The 14685-nt window shown below is 47.3% G+C and carries 18 protein-coding genes; 9 read left to right on the top strand and 9 right to left on the bottom strand.

Annotated features, from left to right (window positions below; genetic code table 11):
• Positions 1-26 precede the first annotated feature (26 nt).
• A complete protein-coding gene (locus tag MUK70_RS04730; protein ID WP_234657598.1) occupies positions 27-3029 on the bottom strand; it encodes a sensor histidine kinase in 3003 nt (1000 codons plus the stop codon).
• A gap of 460 nt (positions 3030-3489) precedes the next feature.
• Here MUK70_RS04730 and MUK70_RS04725 point away from each other — a divergent pair, with 460 nt between their 5' ends.
• Positions 3490-4473, top strand: a complete 984-nt coding sequence (locus tag MUK70_RS04725) for a ScyD/ScyE family protein (RefSeq protein ID WP_234657600.1) — start codon at positions 3490-3492, stop codon at positions 4471-4473.
• 38 nt (positions 4474-4511) lie between these two features.
• Positions 4512-5495: a c-type cytochrome gene (locus MUK70_RS04720; RefSeq protein ID WP_234657771.1), complete on the top strand. Its 984-nt coding sequence runs from the start codon at positions 4512-4514 to the stop codon at positions 5493-5495.
• 101 nt (positions 5496-5596) lie between these two features.
• Here the strand turns inward: MUK70_RS04720 and MUK70_RS04715 are convergent, their stop codons facing one another.
• Positions 5597-5983 carry a winged helix-turn-helix transcriptional regulator gene (locus tag MUK70_RS04715; RefSeq protein WP_234602665.1) on the bottom strand — a complete coding sequence of 129 codons (387 nt, stop codon included), beginning with the start codon at positions 5981-5983 and terminating at the stop codon, positions 5597-5599.
• Positions 5984-6082: 99 nt separating this feature from the next.
• Here MUK70_RS04715 and MUK70_RS04710 point away from each other — a divergent pair, with 99 nt between their 5' ends.
• Positions 6083-6823: an SDR family NAD(P)-dependent oxidoreductase gene (locus MUK70_RS04710; protein ID WP_234657601.1), complete on the top strand. Its 741-nt coding sequence runs from the start codon at positions 6083-6085 to the stop codon at positions 6821-6823.
• An 85-nt stretch (positions 6824-6908) separates the two neighbouring features.
• Here the strand turns inward: MUK70_RS04710 and MUK70_RS04705 are convergent, their stop codons facing one another.
• A complete protein-coding gene (locus MUK70_RS04705) occupies positions 6909-7253 on the bottom strand; it encodes a nuclear transport factor 2 family protein (RefSeq protein ID WP_234657602.1) in 345 nt (114 codons plus the stop codon).
• A 142-nt stretch (positions 7254-7395) separates the two neighbouring features.
• Here MUK70_RS04705 and MUK70_RS04700 point away from each other — a divergent pair, with 142 nt between their 5' ends.
• Together MUK70_RS04700 and MUK70_RS04695 are read left to right on the top strand one after the other, a co-directional pair.
• Positions 7396-7908, top strand: a complete 513-nt coding sequence (locus MUK70_RS04700) for an RNA polymerase sigma factor (protein ID WP_234602662.1) — start codon at positions 7396-7398, stop codon at positions 7906-7908.
• Positions 7909-7911: 3 nt separating this feature from the next.
• Entirely contained in the window at positions 7912-8553 is a 642-nt protein-coding gene (locus tag MUK70_RS04695; protein WP_234657603.1) for a hypothetical protein, read from the top strand.
• A gap of 98 nt (positions 8554-8651) precedes the next feature.
• Here the strand turns inward: MUK70_RS04695 and MUK70_RS04690 are convergent, their stop codons facing one another.
• The 3 genes from MUK70_RS04690 to MUK70_RS30785 form a co-directional block, all read right to left on the bottom strand.
• Positions 8652-9461 carry a helix-turn-helix domain-containing protein gene (locus MUK70_RS04690; protein ID WP_244784700.1) on the bottom strand — a complete coding sequence of 270 codons (810 nt, stop codon included), beginning with the start codon at positions 9459-9461 and terminating at the stop codon, positions 8652-8654.
• 160 nt (positions 9462-9621) lie between these two features.
• Positions 9622-9987 (bottom strand): SDR family NAD(P)-dependent oxidoreductase, encoded by a 366-nt coding sequence (locus MUK70_RS30790; RefSeq protein ID WP_256464066.1) that lies wholly within the window; start codon positions 9985-9987, stop codon positions 9622-9624.
• Positions 9974-10387 (bottom strand): SDR family NAD(P)-dependent oxidoreductase, encoded by a 414-nt coding sequence (locus MUK70_RS30785; RefSeq protein WP_256464065.1) that lies wholly within the window; start codon positions 10385-10387, stop codon positions 9974-9976. Before MUK70_RS30785 ends, MUK70_RS30790 begins: the two co-directional genes overlap by 14 nt.
• A 105-nt stretch (positions 10388-10492) precedes the next feature.
• Here MUK70_RS30785 and MUK70_RS04680 point away from each other — a divergent pair, with 105 nt between their 5' ends.
• Positions 10493-11104, top strand: coding sequence for a Crp/Fnr family transcriptional regulator (locus MUK70_RS04680; RefSeq protein WP_234657606.1), 612 nt, complete (start codon positions 10493-10495; stop codon positions 11102-11104).
• 18 nt (positions 11105-11122) lie between these two features.
• Here the strand turns inward: MUK70_RS04680 and MUK70_RS04675 are convergent, their stop codons facing one another.
• Entirely contained in the window at positions 11123-11482 is a 360-nt protein-coding gene (locus MUK70_RS04675; RefSeq protein ID WP_256464075.1) for an amidase family protein, read from the bottom strand.
• Between the two features lie 135 nt (positions 11483-11617).
• Here MUK70_RS04675 and MUK70_RS04670 point away from each other — a divergent pair, with 135 nt between their 5' ends.
• The 3 genes from MUK70_RS04670 to MUK70_RS04660 all read left to right on the top strand — a co-directional run bounded on the left by MUK70_RS04670 (position 11618) and on the right by MUK70_RS04660 (position 12949).
• Positions 11618-11980 (top strand): DUF4174 domain-containing protein, encoded by a 363-nt coding sequence (locus tag MUK70_RS04670; RefSeq protein WP_234657608.1) that lies wholly within the window; start codon positions 11618-11620, stop codon positions 11978-11980.
• A 111-nt stretch (positions 11981-12091) separates the two neighbouring features.
• Positions 12092-12463, top strand: a complete 372-nt coding sequence (locus MUK70_RS04665) for a VOC family protein (protein WP_234657609.1) — start codon at positions 12092-12094, stop codon at positions 12461-12463.
• 117 nt (positions 12464-12580) lie between these two features.
• Positions 12581-12949, top strand: coding sequence for a VOC family protein (locus tag MUK70_RS04660; RefSeq protein WP_234602654.1), 369 nt, complete (start codon positions 12581-12583; stop codon positions 12947-12949).
• Between the two features lie 145 nt (positions 12950-13094).
• Here MUK70_RS04660 and MUK70_RS04655 read toward each other — a convergent pair whose 3' ends face one another.
• Together MUK70_RS04655 and MUK70_RS04650 are read right to left on the bottom strand one after the other, a co-directional pair.
• On the bottom strand, positions 13095-13874 hold the full coding sequence (locus MUK70_RS04655) for a RagB/SusD family nutrient uptake outer membrane protein (protein ID WP_244784699.1): 780 nt from the start codon (positions 13872-13874) through the stop codon (positions 13095-13097).
• Positions 13831-14679 carry a RagB/SusD family nutrient uptake outer membrane protein gene (locus MUK70_RS04650; RefSeq protein ID WP_244784696.1) on the bottom strand — a complete coding sequence of 283 codons (849 nt, stop codon included), beginning with the start codon at positions 14677-14679 and terminating at the stop codon, positions 13831-13833. The genes MUK70_RS04655 and MUK70_RS04650 overlap by 44 nt, the downstream gene beginning before the upstream one ends.
• Positions 14680-14685 lie beyond the last annotated feature (6 nt).

The raw sequence follows: 14685 nt of genomic DNA, 5'->3' as shown, positions 1-14685 counted from the left end.
GCAAATATTCGCCATCCCTATCCGGCTCAAAAAACAAGTGTAATGGTAGTGCCCTCTTCCTTTTTGGATTGAAGAGTGAGCTTACCCTTCATTTGCGCTGCGCGCTGCTGCATATTCGAAAGGCCGTTCCCTTTTTTGGTAAGCTGTTGATCAAAACCCTTCCCGTTATCCTGGATAACCATCTTGATCCTGCCGTTTTCCTGGCGAATGTCTACGTCGATCTTACTGCAATTGGCGTATTTGGCGGCATTATTGACGGCCTCTTTAAAGATCAGATAGAGATTTTTACGCGTTTGCATGTCCAGCTTCATTTTTTGAAGCTGCGGATCTGTTTCGAAATGGAGCACAATTCCTTTTGATTCGGCCAGTCCGCTCCCGAAACTAAACATGCGCGCAAAGACATCTTCAATCTCATCGCTGCCCGCTTTCACACTCCATACAATATCGCTGAGTCCTTCCTGGACCTGCTGCGCGTTTTCTTTTATCTTCCGGACAACTTGCTGGTGTTCCGCCTTTTCCATTTGCATCAGCAGCGCCTGACTGTAAAATGTAATGCTGCTAAGGGTGCTTCCGATCTCATCATGCATGTCGGCACTAATGCCATTTCGAATCTGTTGAATGTGTAAGATTTGCCGTAGCCGGTAACGGTAAAACAGGTAAAGCACCATTCCGATGCCCAGCAAGCTCAGGATAAAAAACCATGGAGATTTGTACCAGGGAACAACCACTCTGATCGGTGCCTGCCAATCCTGCGTGCCCCAGTCAGCACCTGCTACCGAAACCTGCACTTTGAGGTTGTATTTTCCAGGCGGCAGACTGTTAATCAACAATCTGTTGCTGTTTTCAATCATCTGCCAACGGTCATCTCCCCAGCCTTCGAGCTTGTAGCGGAAACGGTTCAATGTTGTGTTTTGGTAATCGGGGCTCATGAAAGAGAATGCGAAAAGGCGGTCGCCGGGATTGAAAACGATCTCTTTACCGGGCTTGTGGTTAATGATCGTATCGGCTTTGTTACGGTCTGCATCGTATTTGGAATAAGAAATCAGCTGCAATGCATGCTCTTTTTCAGGATTGGTATCGATCCGAGCGGGATCAAACGCGACAATGCCATTTAAGCCACCAAAATAGAGTGTTCCATTTTGTGATTTCAGGTAAGAACCGTGGTTGAATTCCATGTGCGGCAGTCCGTCGGCAAGACCGTAATTATGGAACTTCTGTGTTCGGGTGTTGAAACGGGACAGACCTTTGTTGGTACTCAGCCAGAGATTACCCTGCTGGTCGGGCAGCGCTGCGTAAATGTTGTTATCGGGAAGGCCATCCTGCATGGTAAAAAGCCGGGCCGTTTTCCGGACTGTATCAATGCGGATCACCCCCTGCCCTGACGAAGCCCATAACGCATTTTCATGCCAGACGGTGTGAAATATCTGCAAAGCGGGAAGTTTGATCTTATCTCCGGCAGATTGTCCGTAATGTTCTTTGATCGTGGCATCCTGGTTCAAAACGTACAAACCGTTGATCGTACTAACCAAAATACGGTTCTGCGACCAGGGCATAAAGTGATTCACACGTTCATTTTTAATGTAACGCCCTGGCTTGTCGTTAAGCAATACGGGTTTCAGGTTGCGTGTATCGATAATGCCCATTCCGCCCCAGGTGCCCAGCCAAAAAGTTTGATCATTCAACTTGTAAAAAGAAGTGAATCCACGGCCACTGACAAACGGAAACTCAACCGGATAATATTCCTCACTTTCCGGCTCGATTTTGAGAAATTGCGTGCCATCCGTGACGGCATAAACGTCATCTTTCGCAAACAGCACCTTATATGGGATCACATGATCCCCCGGAATGTTCCTTGGCCGATGCAGCACCATATGCCTCGTCCTGCCGGTCGGGGGATCAATCTGGTGGAGCATATAAGCGGTTCCATTGAGGATATAACCATAGGAGCATGCCCAGATCATCCCTTCACTGTCTTCTGTAATGCCCCGCATGCTGCTGCCAATGTCACCCGGCTTTTCCTGCGGCTTGCTCAGATACTTTGTGAATATTTCCCCTGTCACAGTAATCTTGAAAAGGCCATTGACACACGAAATCCAGAAGCTGCCGTCTGAGCTTAGGTAACTGGTAAAAAAGAAGGTTGCAGCACCAGACTTTTGCTGCAGCCGACTGGTCAGCGAGGTAGACTCACCCGTTTTCTGATTAAAAAAACGAACTTCCTTCTTGCTTTTACTCCAAACATAGCCTTTTGAGTCTGATTTGATAAAATCAGGATCGACCGGTGTATCGGCATCCTGCAGCGGTCCAAATTGCTGTTTTTTGAAGTCATACCTGCGCATTTTCCCTTTATCACTTCCTTGCTGCCTGTAATAGACGGTTACCAGGTCAGGCGCAGACTGAAAAACACTGGAAACTGCTAAATTGCTCTCAATCAATCCATCAAGCAGGTTTATTCCGCGAGTTAAGCTGTTTGTTTCACTGACTTTGTGTAAAAACGCACCTTCAATGTAAGCATACACATTGTCTTTGCTATCACTAAGCAGGGTCGTTACGACACTTCCAACTGAAAACGATTGCGACGGTTTTGAATTCGGCGTGTATAAGGCAGCGGGGTGCAATTTGCTGTTGATCCTGACGAGCCTGCCTCCCGGAATCGCTACCCATGCGTTTTGTTTTTTGTCAAAAAATATATCCAGGTTTTGCTTGGAATCCACCTCTTTGATATGCTGCGAAGGGTCGATGGTCTTGCAAGTCAGATTGTTCGCGTCAACAATGCTGATGCCATTGTTATGAGCGATCCAAATGTTGCCTTGCGGCCCGGTCCGGAGCTGGTTAATGAGGGTGCTGCCGCCAATGGAGCGGGTGAGCATTCCCGTAAAATTTTGAAATGTATACCCATCGTAGCGCCATAAGTCCTGACCGGTGCCCACCCACATAAATCCGCGCCCATCCTGCGTCAGACAGCGCGTATTTCTGCTTGGCAAGCCCTGCTCCGGCCCGAGTAACTGAATGTTCACTCGGATTTGTGGCATTTGTGCGAAGCTGCAATGAATGTTGGGTTGAAGAATTAACAGGAGGAATCCGAGACAATGGATCTTCAAAATCGGCACCCAAATGTTAAAGCGTAAAAGTTCGCGCGGCATGCAAGGAGGGAAGGTTGAGTAAGCGGACTAACGAAGTATACTCCAAAAGTCGATTCTTAGATTAAAGAAGTAACCGCTTTTTATATACCTGCGAAAAAGCGATTGTTTCAGGGACTATTTTTTGATCAAAAACACCTTTATAGCAAGAATTTGCTATTGTGCCATGACAGCCGCTTGTCTTCTTTTGCACTGTCTAATTTTCTCAGCGATTAATAGTTTGCTGTTGCACCGGTGGTGACTTGTGCGCAGAACAACTTTCCAGATACAACATTTACTCAACGTTAATTTTTACTAAACCCAATTCGATTTTACTCGACGTTATTCAACAAAAACCAACTTTCCAAACCAAATGAAAAAACTGTTACTTTCGATCGCGGTTGTCATCTCGGGACTTTTTATCCAGGCTTGTACCGACCATACCCAGCCATTCCCTGAGCCAGAATCATTTACTTCCCAGGCATTTGTCAGCGGACTGAAAGCGCCCATCGGAATGGCCATTGACGACAAGGGAAATATGTGGGTGACCGAGGCCGGCACAGGAAATGGCAATGATGGCAGCGTATCCATGATTACACCGTCGGGCACGAAAACGTTGTACGTGACTGGCCTGAAATCAATTACCCAGGAAGGATCAGCAGAGGGCATAGGGCATCTGGTTTTTCATAACGGCAAGCTTTATTTTCTGCATGGCTCAAACGGCATGTTATATACAGCGGACGTAGCTTCCTTTAAATCAGGCGATGCTCCCGTTGATCTTGCTCAAATTCCTGTTCAGGACATCGGGACTTTTGTAAAAACCAAAAAATTAACTGACCCGCTTAACTCAAACACCTGGGACCTGACATTTGGCCCGGACGGTCATTTGTACATTGTTGACTCGGGCGCTAATGCCATCGTCAAAAGACATGGTGTAACCGGTGATTTGAGTTTGTTTGCCCACTTCCCCGATGTTGCCAGCGGTGTAGAGGCAGTGCCAACAGGCATTGTTTACGACGGCACTAAATTCCTTGTGAGTACATTGACAGGCTTTCCATTTGCGAAAGACAACGCCAAAATTTTCCAGGTTGACACTTGGGGGAATGTAGATATTTACAAATCGAACTTCACGACGCTGACAGGCATTACGCTTTCTGCTAATAATAAACCGATCGTGATCCATCACGGAGCATTCGGACAGATGGGCTTTGAAGCGAAGTCGGGTAAAGTGTTGGATGAAAACGGCAAAACGCTTCTGGGCAACATTTCCCGGCCAACAGACATCATCCGCGCCGATAACAACACGTATTATCTGATGAGCTATCAGGACGGGACGATTATCAAGCTGAGCTATTAATAAAGCTTCACAGCATTCCTAAATTCATTCTGAACATTATAGTGAAAGCACTCAAAATTGTCGGGAAAATCCTTGCCGGCCTCGCAATTGTCATCGTCGCAGCCATCATTTACGTCAAAGCAGCCCTTCCGAACACCGGACCGGCGCCGGAGCTTAAAATAGAGCAAACTGCGGCACGGGTTGAGCGTGGAAAGTATCTGGCTAACCACGTGACCGTTTGCATGGACTGCCACAGCACCCGCGATTGGTCGCAATATGCAGGTCCGCTTTCGGGAGCGTTAGGCGGAGGCGGCGAGGCATTTACGCAAGAAATGGGATTTCCCGGCAAATTTTACGCGCCTAACATTACGCCTTATACATTGGCCAGCTGGACAGACGGTGAAATTTTCCGTGCCGTTACGACCGGCGTTAATAAAAGTGGAAAAGCGTTATTTCCTGTGATGGGTTACCACCGCTTTGGCCAGCTCGACAAGGAAGATATCTATTCCATCATTGCCTACATACGTCAGTTACAGCCCGTGAAAAAGGACGTCCCGCAATCAGAGCCGGACTTCCCTGTCAACATTTTGATCAATACAATGCCGCAGGAAGCTGCTTTTACAACCCGCCCTTCCGAAACAGACCAGGTGGCTTATGGAAAGTACTTGATCACAGCGACGGGTTGCGTGGATTGCCACAGCAAGACGGACAAAGGCAAAGTAATTCCCGGAACGGAATTCGGCGGGGGGATGGAATTCAAAAGCCCGAATGGCGTCAAGCGCTCGCCTAACATTACCATGCACAAAGAAACCGGCATTGGTAACTGGACGAAAGATGTTTTTGTCTCCCATTTCCGGGCTTACACGGACAGCAGCTACATTTCACGGAAAGTGGAAGCGGGTGATCTCAACACGCCTATGCCGTGGACCATGTACGGCGGCATGAAGGAGCAAGACCTGGCGGCCATATTCGCCTACCTGAATACGGTAAAACCAATTGAACACAAGGTGATCGTATCTGAAAAAATCGCCATCGTCAAGTAATTGGCCAAGCTTTTTTTCTCATCACTTTTTTCCCAAATACAAGCCTCATTGCATAATCCCGTCCATTGCATTGCAAAATGCAGTGGACGGGATTATCATCGTTAGTGCGCTTCGGATGAGGCGGCAAGCGCACGATCATTGCTCACGCTTCTGTGCATATTACCCCAGTCCGACATTGCAGCGAGGACTTCTTGCATGGATAGCCCCAGTTCGGTCATTTCGTACTCAACGCGGGGCGGGACTTCGGGAAATACCTTTCGCTGAACGATTCCGTCGCTCTCCAGCTCACGAAGCTGGGCTACAAGCATTCTTTCAGAAATCCCTAAAATTGACTTTTTGAGTTCGCCGTAGCGCAATGTGCCGTGCATGAGCCTGCACAGGATGGCGGGCTTCCAGCGACCGCCCAACACACCGAGCGTATAAGCCATACCGCAGCTGTCGATGATCATTCTCTCGTTCAAAGCATTGGTGGATGTCTCCTTTCTCATTTCTTACTTTTTTGTTGGTACCTAACAATTTGTTGCTTGCTTACAAATATAAAGGAAGTGCCGTAGGTTTGTGTCGTAATAGAAAACAAAATTGTTGTTATGAAAAAGCTAGAAAATAAAATAGCATTGGTTACTGGGGGCAGCCGTGGCATAGGCGCTGCGATCGTGCGTCGTTTGGCAGCAGACGGAGCGAAAGTAGCATTCACCTACGCACGTTCAGCAGAGAAAGCAGAGGCACTCGCAGCGGAAATATCCGCAGCCGGCGGCCAGGCTATTGCCATTGCTGCGGATAATACCCGGATGGAAGAAGTGACCGGTGCCGTAAAGAAAACGGTGGACGCTTTTGGCGGACTTGATATTCTGGTGAGCAATGCCGGCGTATACATTGGAAAAGAGTTCGGCGAACATACCATCGAGGATTACGACGCGGTGATGGATGTCAATGTAAAAGCAGTTTTTGTGGCATCCCTAGAAGCCGTGAAACATCTCAAATCCGGCGGGCGGATCATCACCATCGGGAGCAATATGGGAGACAACGCGCTGGGGCCCCAGTCCACATTGTACACCATGAGCAAATCCACATTGCAAGGGTTTACCCGCGGCCTGGCCCGCGACCTAGGACCGAAAGGCATTTCTGTGAGCCTCGTGCAACCCGGACCTACGGACACCGACATGAACCCGGCAACCGGCGAACTGGCTGATTTTCTCCGGGGTAGAATGGCGATCCCGACATACGGCACAGGTGAAGACGTTGCCGGTCTGGTTGCGTTCCTGGCTAGTGAAGAAGGAAAATTTATTACCGGATCCTGGGTTACGATCGACGGCGGACTCAACGCCTAACGCCAATATTACAACCTCATTGCTTTCATATCCTGCCTTTAAACGCAACCCGCCTCTCGTGTTCCAGCGCTAGGCGGGTTTTGTTTTAAATGACAAAAGCGGTTAGTTCCGCAAGTTGTTCGCCCCGAAAGCGCCAGATGTCGCAGTATGCACTGCGGGTTTCGTTGCCGTCGGCCTCCATGACGGCAACATCGCCGGTTGCTATAAGGTAGTCACCCTCGGCAATCAGGTTGGCGACCGTAACTTTGGGCGGTTTTATGTACGTTTTTGCCATCCACTGGCGTACGGCTTCTTTTCCCTTCAGAACCGTGTCTCCTACAAAGGTCCACTCCGTATCTTCTGTGCAGAGCGATAAAAATCCTTCATGATCCCCTTCGGAAATGGCCGCATTGCCTTTTAGTAAGATTGCCTTGTTTTTGTCTGACATCATTTTATCGTTCCGTGGTCAATTCTTAAACTTATGTATTAATCTGCTTTCAAAAAAATTATCCGCTACCCTGTGATATAATCATTGTTGCTGCGAATAATTGTATAAACCAGTTTATCTTCCTTAGCTACAAACAGAATGCTACATGCCGCTTCCACCAGATGCCAACCAATTCCTGAATGTGATCGAGGACAACAAGGGGATCATTTATAAAGTGGCCAACGCGTATTGTATAGACCGGGAAAACAGGAAAGATCTTATTCAGGAAATAATCATACAACTCTGGCTTGCATTTCCCAGGTATGACCAGCAATTCCGACTGACGACCTGGATTTACCGTATAGCGCTGAACGTTTCTATATCATTTTACCGAAAGCAGGCAAGCCGGGCGAGGCTCAATCAGCCGCTGACCGACGACATTATCAGCTTCATCACGGTGGCTGATGTACAGCCAGACGTCGATACGGAATTGTCGATGCTCAACACATTTATCAGGGAACTGAAAGAACTTGACCGGGCCCTCATATTACTATATCTCGAAGAACGGAGCCAGCAAGAAATATCCGAGATTTTAGGCATCACCATTTCGAATGTTTCAACAAAGGTTAGCAGGATCAAAGAGCAGCTTAAACAAAAATTTATCACCTCTAAAAGTTAGATTATGCAAGAGTCTGAATTCATCACATTATGGCGCAGCTACGGGCAAAAACTTGAAGAAAACCTTATTTTAAACCGGCAAAATGCCTACGCCATCACGCTGATAAAAATCAAGTCATTAGTCGGCTCAATGGTCCCGATGAAGATTTTCGTCATTGTCCTTGGTTCCATATGGGCAGCGTTCCTGAGCATTGTACTTTACCACACCTATGCCTATGCGAGCCCGTTTTTCTGGTTTTCCATAGCCATCCATGTGGTGTTAATGGCAGTCGTAATCGGCATTAATATTTATCAGGTTGTGTTGATCTATCAGACCGATCTGGGCGAAGCACTGCTCAAAACGCAATACCGGCTGGCTTATTTGAAGAGCACAACGCTGTTAATTTACCGACTGATGTTTTTGCACGCGCCGATCTGGACAACATTCAGCATACAGCAAAAAATGTTCAGGCATCCCACGTGGTTAGCCGCGCAGGTCATGGTGACATTGGTTTTCCTGATTGTGTCCCTGTGGCTTTTTTTCAATATCAAATACGAAAACCATAACAAAAAGTGGTTTAAGCTCATTTTCAGTGGAAAAGATTGGGACCCTGTCATGAAATCGCTGGAGATGCTCAAACAGGTTGAAGGTTACAGTTCCTTATGAAGCAGGCCTCCCGGGAATTCTTAGATATGGCCGTTGTAAAGGATGGGGAATTCCGCTTTTCGGTAAAAATCGGTGCTGCGAGACCAAATAAGTCACATTCAATTCAAATTCCTGTACATCTTCGGAGCGTGACCGGTTTTGTTTTTAAAGAGCTTTGTGAAATGGGATGGGTGCTCGAAACCCAGGTCATAGGCGATGGCGCTGATGGGTGCATTCGTGCTCCAAAGCAATTGTTTCGCTTTGTCTATTAGTTTTAAATGTATGTGCTCGTTCGTAGACTTCCCGGTATATTTTGTCAAAAGATCCGTGAGGTAATTGGGTGACAAATTGAGTTGCGATGCAAAATATTTAACATCCGGTAATCCTATTTCAATTAAGGTTTCCTGCGAAAAATAGTCGTTCAGAATCCGGTCAAATTTTTCCACGATTTCGTTGCTAACTTTTGCCCTTGTCAGAAACTGCCGGTCGTAAAACCGTGAACAATAAGACAGCATGAGTTCAAGATTTGTCAGGATCAGATTTTGGGAATGTGTATCGAGATTTGTAGAAATTTCCCTGGTGATATTTTCCAGACAATCTTTAAGCACTTTCTCTTCGGCATCTGAAATGTGCAGGCATTCGTGCGTGTCATAACCGAAAAACGTGTAACTGGTTAAATGTTGCCCCTTTTTGCTAGCGTGTAGAAAGTCGGGATGGATGTAGATCGCCCAGCCTTCCACTTTGTTTTCAATGCCCGGCGACAAAACCTGGTCAGGCGCGGTGAACATGAGCGAACCTTCGTTAAAGTCGTAATCCGTACGCCCGTATTTGAACGAACCTTCAATTTTTTTACAAGCAATGGAATAAAGATCGAGGCGGTACGCTGCATCGGGCGTTCTGTGCGATCGGTCGACTTTGGCCAAATCCACAACCGCTATCAAAGGGTGGACCGGCTTTTCATAGTGGAAAAAATGAAAGTAGCTGCGAGATGGACTTAATGTCGGTGTATTCCATTGGTTACATTGAAATTCCTTGTACTCGAATATATCAAAAATTCGGGGGAGCGAGCTAAGCTTCTCCCCTGAATGTTCAGATCATAATGCCTCCGCCCACTTCTATACGCTGGGCATTTACAAACCGGCTGTCTTCCGAAAGCAGCGATGCCACAAAATCACCGACATCCTCCGCCTCTCCCAGTCGGCCAAGCGCAGTCATCGAGGCGACCTGTGACCGGTGCGCTTCGTCTCCTTTGCCTCCGCCAAATTCCGTATCGATAGCTCCGGGTGCAACGCTGTTAACCCGAATTTTCCTCTCTGCGTATTCCTTGGCAAAATAACGCGTCAGTGATTCCAGGGCCGCTTTGAGCGCTCCATACACAGCAACCCCGGGAAATGCAAATCGGGCAAGTCCTGAGGAAATGTTGATAATTTGCCCGCCGTCATTAATTAAAGGCATCAGCTTTTTGAGTCAAAAAGAAAACGCCCTTCAGATTGACATTCACAAGTTCATCAAAGATGTCCTCAGTCGTGTCTTTGATCAGCATGCGTTGCGAGATTCCTGCATTATTGACCAGGTAATCCAGGTTTTCCCTCCCCCATTCACTTTTAAGCAACTGTGAAACCTGCGTTGCAAAGCCATCTAAACTAGCGGTTTTCGACGAATCCAAATGCAGCGCAACAGCTTTGCCCCCGTTGTTATTGATTGCGCTTGCAACAGCGTTGCCCTGTTCAGCATTATGATTGTAGGTCAGGATAACGTCGATGCCGCGCTTCGCAGCACTCAATGCTATGCTTTTTCCTATTCCCCGGCTGCCTCCGGTTACCAGGAGAATTTTGCGATGATGATTTGTGTCCATAAATTGTTTTTTTTGATTGACACAAAGTTCTCCGTTAGCTAAGCTTTCTGCTTTGACAATCTATGGATAGACTTATACATTTCACTGAAAACAAGAACCAATTATATGTTTGAAGTCTTTGAAAAATATTTACGCAAGCACACAGACATTTCCGACCAGGAGCTGGAAATCATCAGGACAGCGAGCACTGAAAGAAAACTGCGTAAATGGCAATCCATTTTGCATGAGGGTGAGGTTTGGCGATATAACTGTTTCATTGCCAGCGGATGCTGCCGGCTTTACAGGTTCGACAAAAACGGGACGGATCATACGGTCCGGTTCGGTGTTGAAAACTGGTGGATTACCGATCAGGAAAGTTTCAACCACGAGACCGCCTCCGCATATAACATTGAAGCGCTGGCTGCCAGCACGGTTATCCTGTGGACAAAAGCGCAATGGCTGGAATTACTTCAAACGATCCCAGCGCTTAAACTTTTTTACGAAAGACTTACTGCAAACGCCTACGAGGCAAGCCAGCGACGCATTTATTATTTGATCAGTTATTCTGCTACCGAAAAATATCTTGAATTTGAAAAAACCTATCCGAGCATTTTTAATAATGTGCCGCTGCACATGGTAGCGTCTTATCTGGGCATTTCCCGAGAGACATTGAGCCGTATCCGAAAAGATTTCACAAGATCTACAATAAACCTTCCGGAAAATCCGGAAGGTTCTTGATAATGCTCAGCTCAGCATTCAGGGAATAGGGTGCAGATCGCGCACTTCGCTGACACTTTCCAGCAGTGACGCAATGTGCAAAATGGTCGATTCGGCCAGCCAGCTCCCGACAATCTGAACGGCTATGGGCAAGCCTTCTTTGCTCGTACCGAACCGCATCGCGATCCCTGGCAAGCCAGTGACATTAAGCGGCACGGTGGCTCCCTGAAGATAAGTGGCATCCACCGTCTGACCGTTGATTATGAACTGTTCTACGCCGTGCTTGTGTGCCGGGATCGGCAGCACGGGAGTAACCAAGGCGTCATATTTTTGAAAATATCCCGCAAACCCGTCACGCAGGCGCTCCGGCTGAAACGAAGTCATATGACACAATCTCACGTTGACATTTGTCACAGCTTTTGCTAAGAGGTTTGCCAAAATTTGTATGGAGCAATTCGCGGCTCGAGTCCAACATTTGCAACCGGCCAGCCTTCATCCGGATAGTGCTGGCAGAATATTTTAAGAAGCAATGTTATGAAAGCACTAATAGGATTAACACTCGTCGCAATGCTCTTAGCGGACCAGCCCCGCAAGGTCCTGCTCTTTTACACCGAAAATGGTCTGGCGAAATGGAAAGCGCAAATGAATGCACTTGAAGGGCACCGGAAGGATATCCTGGAACGTGATATTGAGATAAAATCTTTTCCTTACTCGAAGCGAAACGCCCAGGAATGGCACAGATGGGAACTTGACACCGCAAACGCATTCACATTTATTTTGATCGGCCGTGATGGTGGTGAAAAATTAAAATCGAGCGAAGTTGTGACTCCTGACAAACTATTTGGGCTAATTGATGCGATGCCTATGCGGAAACAGGAAATAAAACAGAATCCATGATTTTATGGCATGTGGAAGCAGGCAGAAAGTCATGAGCAGTACGCGCAAATGAAAAAGGATTGGAAGCAAATCAGACCAAAGACTTATTTTTGATTAAAAAAAAGCAAGAATATGAAGCAATCATCACGATCCATCCGGCCATTTATAGGGTGCCGGAGCTTTGAAGTATCCCGAAATTTCTATCGCGACTTGGGCTTTAAGGAAGTCGTAATCTCATCCGACATGTCCCTTTTCACAACAGAAAATGTGGGTTTTTACCTGCAAGATGCGTTTGTCCAGGATTGGATCGACAACACCATGATCTTCCTCGAAGTACAAAATGTACAAAACACGTGGGATGAACTTGTGTCGCTCAACCTTCCGGCCAAATACAAAGATGTGCGGCTCACTCCGATTCGTGTTGAGCATTGGGGCCGGGAATGCTTCGTTCACGATCCTTCCGGTGTCTTATGGCATTTCGGAGAGTTCTTCAATAAGTTATAACTTTTAAATAAATCGACGAACAACTGTCTCAACTCGCCCTTACTGTTGTCTTATATCCCCCACAAATGTCTATGCCGCAGTGGGTAGTTTTGTTCTATGCATGAAACGGCAATTGACATGGATATCAAATTTGAAGGCGGCATTAATATTGCCGTAAAAATCCCAAAGGGAAAGTACGAAGCGACAGTTGGATTCTATCGCGACATTCTTAAACTCGACGTTGAAGAACGGCCGATTACAAATCCGACGGTTTCAAAAACACACCGGGTCAGCTTCGGCAACAATGTCATGTGGCTGGACTGCGTCGATAATTATACACACTCCGAAACGTGGCTGGAACTCAATGTGGAAAATGTCCCGGCAGCAACTGAATATCTGAAATCCCACGGCATTTCAACGTGTGACGAACTGGAAGAGCTTCCTGACAATATGCATTGGATCACCGATCCGGCGGGCTCAGTCTATATTGTTAAAAACAGAGAGTAGTTCCGAGACTTTTTTTAAGTGAAAAGATATGGCTCGTAAGCGGACGAAGAGCAATTTGATGCTGATAGCAACAATAATCTGGCAAAATAAAACCCGCTGACAGACGCCAGCGGGTTTTATCAAAGATCTGAAAACAATCTGGCTCTTAATTCCAGTCGTTGCTAATGTCTTTCGCGACCAGCGGATTGGTGTTCTTCTCGGTTAAGGGAATAGGGAACAATACATGTTTGTCCTGAAAAAAAGATTGGCTTGAAGCCGGATATTTGGCTTTCTTCTCGGCGTTTAGCGTTTCTTTGGCAATGCCCCAGCGGATCAGGTCAAACCAGCGCACCTGCTCACCGGCCAGTTCGAGCTGGCGTTCCAGCATGATCTTTTTCATAGCCTCGTCTTTGCTACCCAGCGTTGTGTAGGCGAATGCACCGGAGCGTGCGCGCACTTTGTTGACCAATGGCAGGGCCTCCCCTATTTTTCCGAGTTGAGTTTGTGCTTCCGCGAGCATTAGCATCACATCGGCATAGCGGATGATCTGCGAATTGATGTCCGATTGCGGCAATTCGCCTTTTTCCTTGTATTCGTAGGGCTCGTATTTCCGCCACCGGTAGCCATTGCCGTTTTCTGTAAAGGGATAAGGCTTCGCCCCGGCAGTGCATTTGTCGCAATAGGTCACGTCCCCCCCGCTGGCCTTGTCTCCGTAAAACGTGTTTTGGGCTCTCGGATCAACATAGGTCTTGCCTGCCTGGTCTTTGTAAGTGAATGCTTTGACAGCCGCATCGGATATAAACACATTGCGCCAGTCGTTCCAGCCGTATTCCATGGCGCGGCCGGTCAACGTATTTTTGCCGCTTCCCGATCCTTCCTGTGAGCCAAACATATAGTAAGGGCTACCTTCGGCCCAGCCGCCCCATTCTTTGGTGCGGGACGTCAAATACCGATTCTGCGTTTTTCACCGGCGATTTGGTGAAGAGCTCGTCCAGGTTTTTTACCAGATCATAGGTGTAGGGGGCCTTCGTAAGCAACTCGAATTGTGCGGCGGCTTCCGCGTATTTCTTTTGGTATAAAAATGCCTTACCTAAAAGTGCAATGGCCGCACCCTTCGTGACCCGCCCCAGATCGCTCGCAGGATACGTGACAGGCAGCCCGCTAATGGCATTGGTGAGGTCGGACTCTACCTGCTTCCAGCTTTCTTCCATGCTTGCCCTTGGCAGATAAAATTCGTCGTTATCACCATAATCCTTCCGGATAGGCACCCTGCCCCAAAGCGTTACGAGCAAAAATTCTGCATATGCCTTCAAAAAATAAGCTTCGGAGACATACTGGGCCAGTTTTTGTTTATCTGCGTCGTTCGCAGGTGTGATTTTCGAAGCTTTGTCAATCACCAGATTCGCCCGGAATGTCATTTTATAAGTAGTAGACCACAGGTCATTGATCTGCGCATGGTTGGACGCGTAGCTGTAATCGTGCAGCTGCAAAACGTCCCCCAGCAGCGGCGCATCTGCCTCTGCTTCATTGCCGGTGAGATCCATTAAATAATAAAAGTCCCTGGAATACAGCCCTTTGTACAGCAACAACCCATAAGTGGCTGTAACAGCTTCTGAAATCGTGGCGGGCGTTGTGAAGTAAGTGTCGTCGTTGTAGCTCGACTGGTTTTTGACATTATCCAGGGAGTTATCGCAGCCACCGATGGTCAGGCAGGCCAGCGTTCCCAGCGAAAGTATTTGCTTTTTCATCATGATGAA

The organism is Dyadobacter chenwenxiniae, assembly GCF_022869785.1.
Taxonomy (GTDB): Bacteria; Bacteroidota; Bacteroidia; order Cytophagales; family Spirosomataceae; genus Dyadobacter; species Dyadobacter chenwenxiniae.
The sequence above is the reverse complement of the archived record's forward strand: the minus strand, read 5'-3'. Positions and strand labels throughout refer to the sequence as shown.

Bases quoted from the DNA above. Each gene is read 5' to 3' on its own strand.
- MUK70_RS04680 (WP_234657606.1), top strand. From the start codon at position 10,493: ATGTTTGAAGTCTTTGAAAAATATTTACGCAAGCACACAGACATTTCC.
- MUK70_RS04665 (WP_234657609.1), top strand. From the start codon at position 12,092: ATGAAGCAATCATCACGATCCATCCGGCCATTTATAGGGTGCCGGAGC.
- MUK70_RS30790 (WP_256464066.1), bottom strand. From the start codon at position 9,987: ATGCCTTTAATTAATGACGGCGGGCAAATTATCAACATTTCCTCAGGA.
- MUK70_RS04670 (WP_234657608.1), top strand. From the start codon at position 11,618: ATGAAAGCACTAATAGGATTAACACTCGTCGCAATGCTCTTAGCGGAC.
- MUK70_RS04650 (WP_244784696.1), bottom strand. From the start codon at position 14,679: ATGATGAAAAAGCAAATACTTTCGCTGGGAACGCTGGCCTGCCTGACC.
- MUK70_RS04730 (WP_234657598.1), bottom strand. From the start codon at position 3,029: ATGCCACAAATCCGAGTGAACATTCAGTTACTCGGGCCGGAGCAGGGC.
- MUK70_RS30785 (WP_256464065.1), bottom strand. From the start codon at position 10,387: ATGGACACAAATCATCATCGCAAAATTCTCCTGGTAACCGGAGGCAGC.
- MUK70_RS04705 (WP_234657602.1), bottom strand. From the start codon at position 7,253: ATGATGTCAGACAAAAACAAGGCAATCTTACTAAAAGGCAATGCGGCC.
- MUK70_RS04725 (WP_234657600.1), top strand. From the start codon at position 3,490: ATGAAAAAACTGTTACTTTCGATCGCGGTTGTCATCTCGGGACTTTTT.
- MUK70_RS04700 (WP_234602662.1), top strand. From the start codon at position 7,396: ATGCCGCTTCCACCAGATGCCAACCAATTCCTGAATGTGATCGAGGAC.
- MUK70_RS04695 (WP_234657603.1), top strand. From the start codon at position 7,912: ATGCAAGAGTCTGAATTCATCACATTATGGCGCAGCTACGGGCAAAAA.
- MUK70_RS04715 (WP_234602665.1), bottom strand. From the start codon at position 5,983: ATGAGAAAGGAGACATCCACCAATGCTTTGAACGAGAGAATGATCATC.
- MUK70_RS04660 (WP_234602654.1), top strand. From the start codon at position 12,581: ATGGATATCAAATTTGAAGGCGGCATTAATATTGCCGTAAAAATCCCA.
- MUK70_RS04710 (WP_234657601.1), top strand. From the start codon at position 6,083: ATGAAAAAGCTAGAAAATAAAATAGCATTGGTTACTGGGGGCAGCCGT.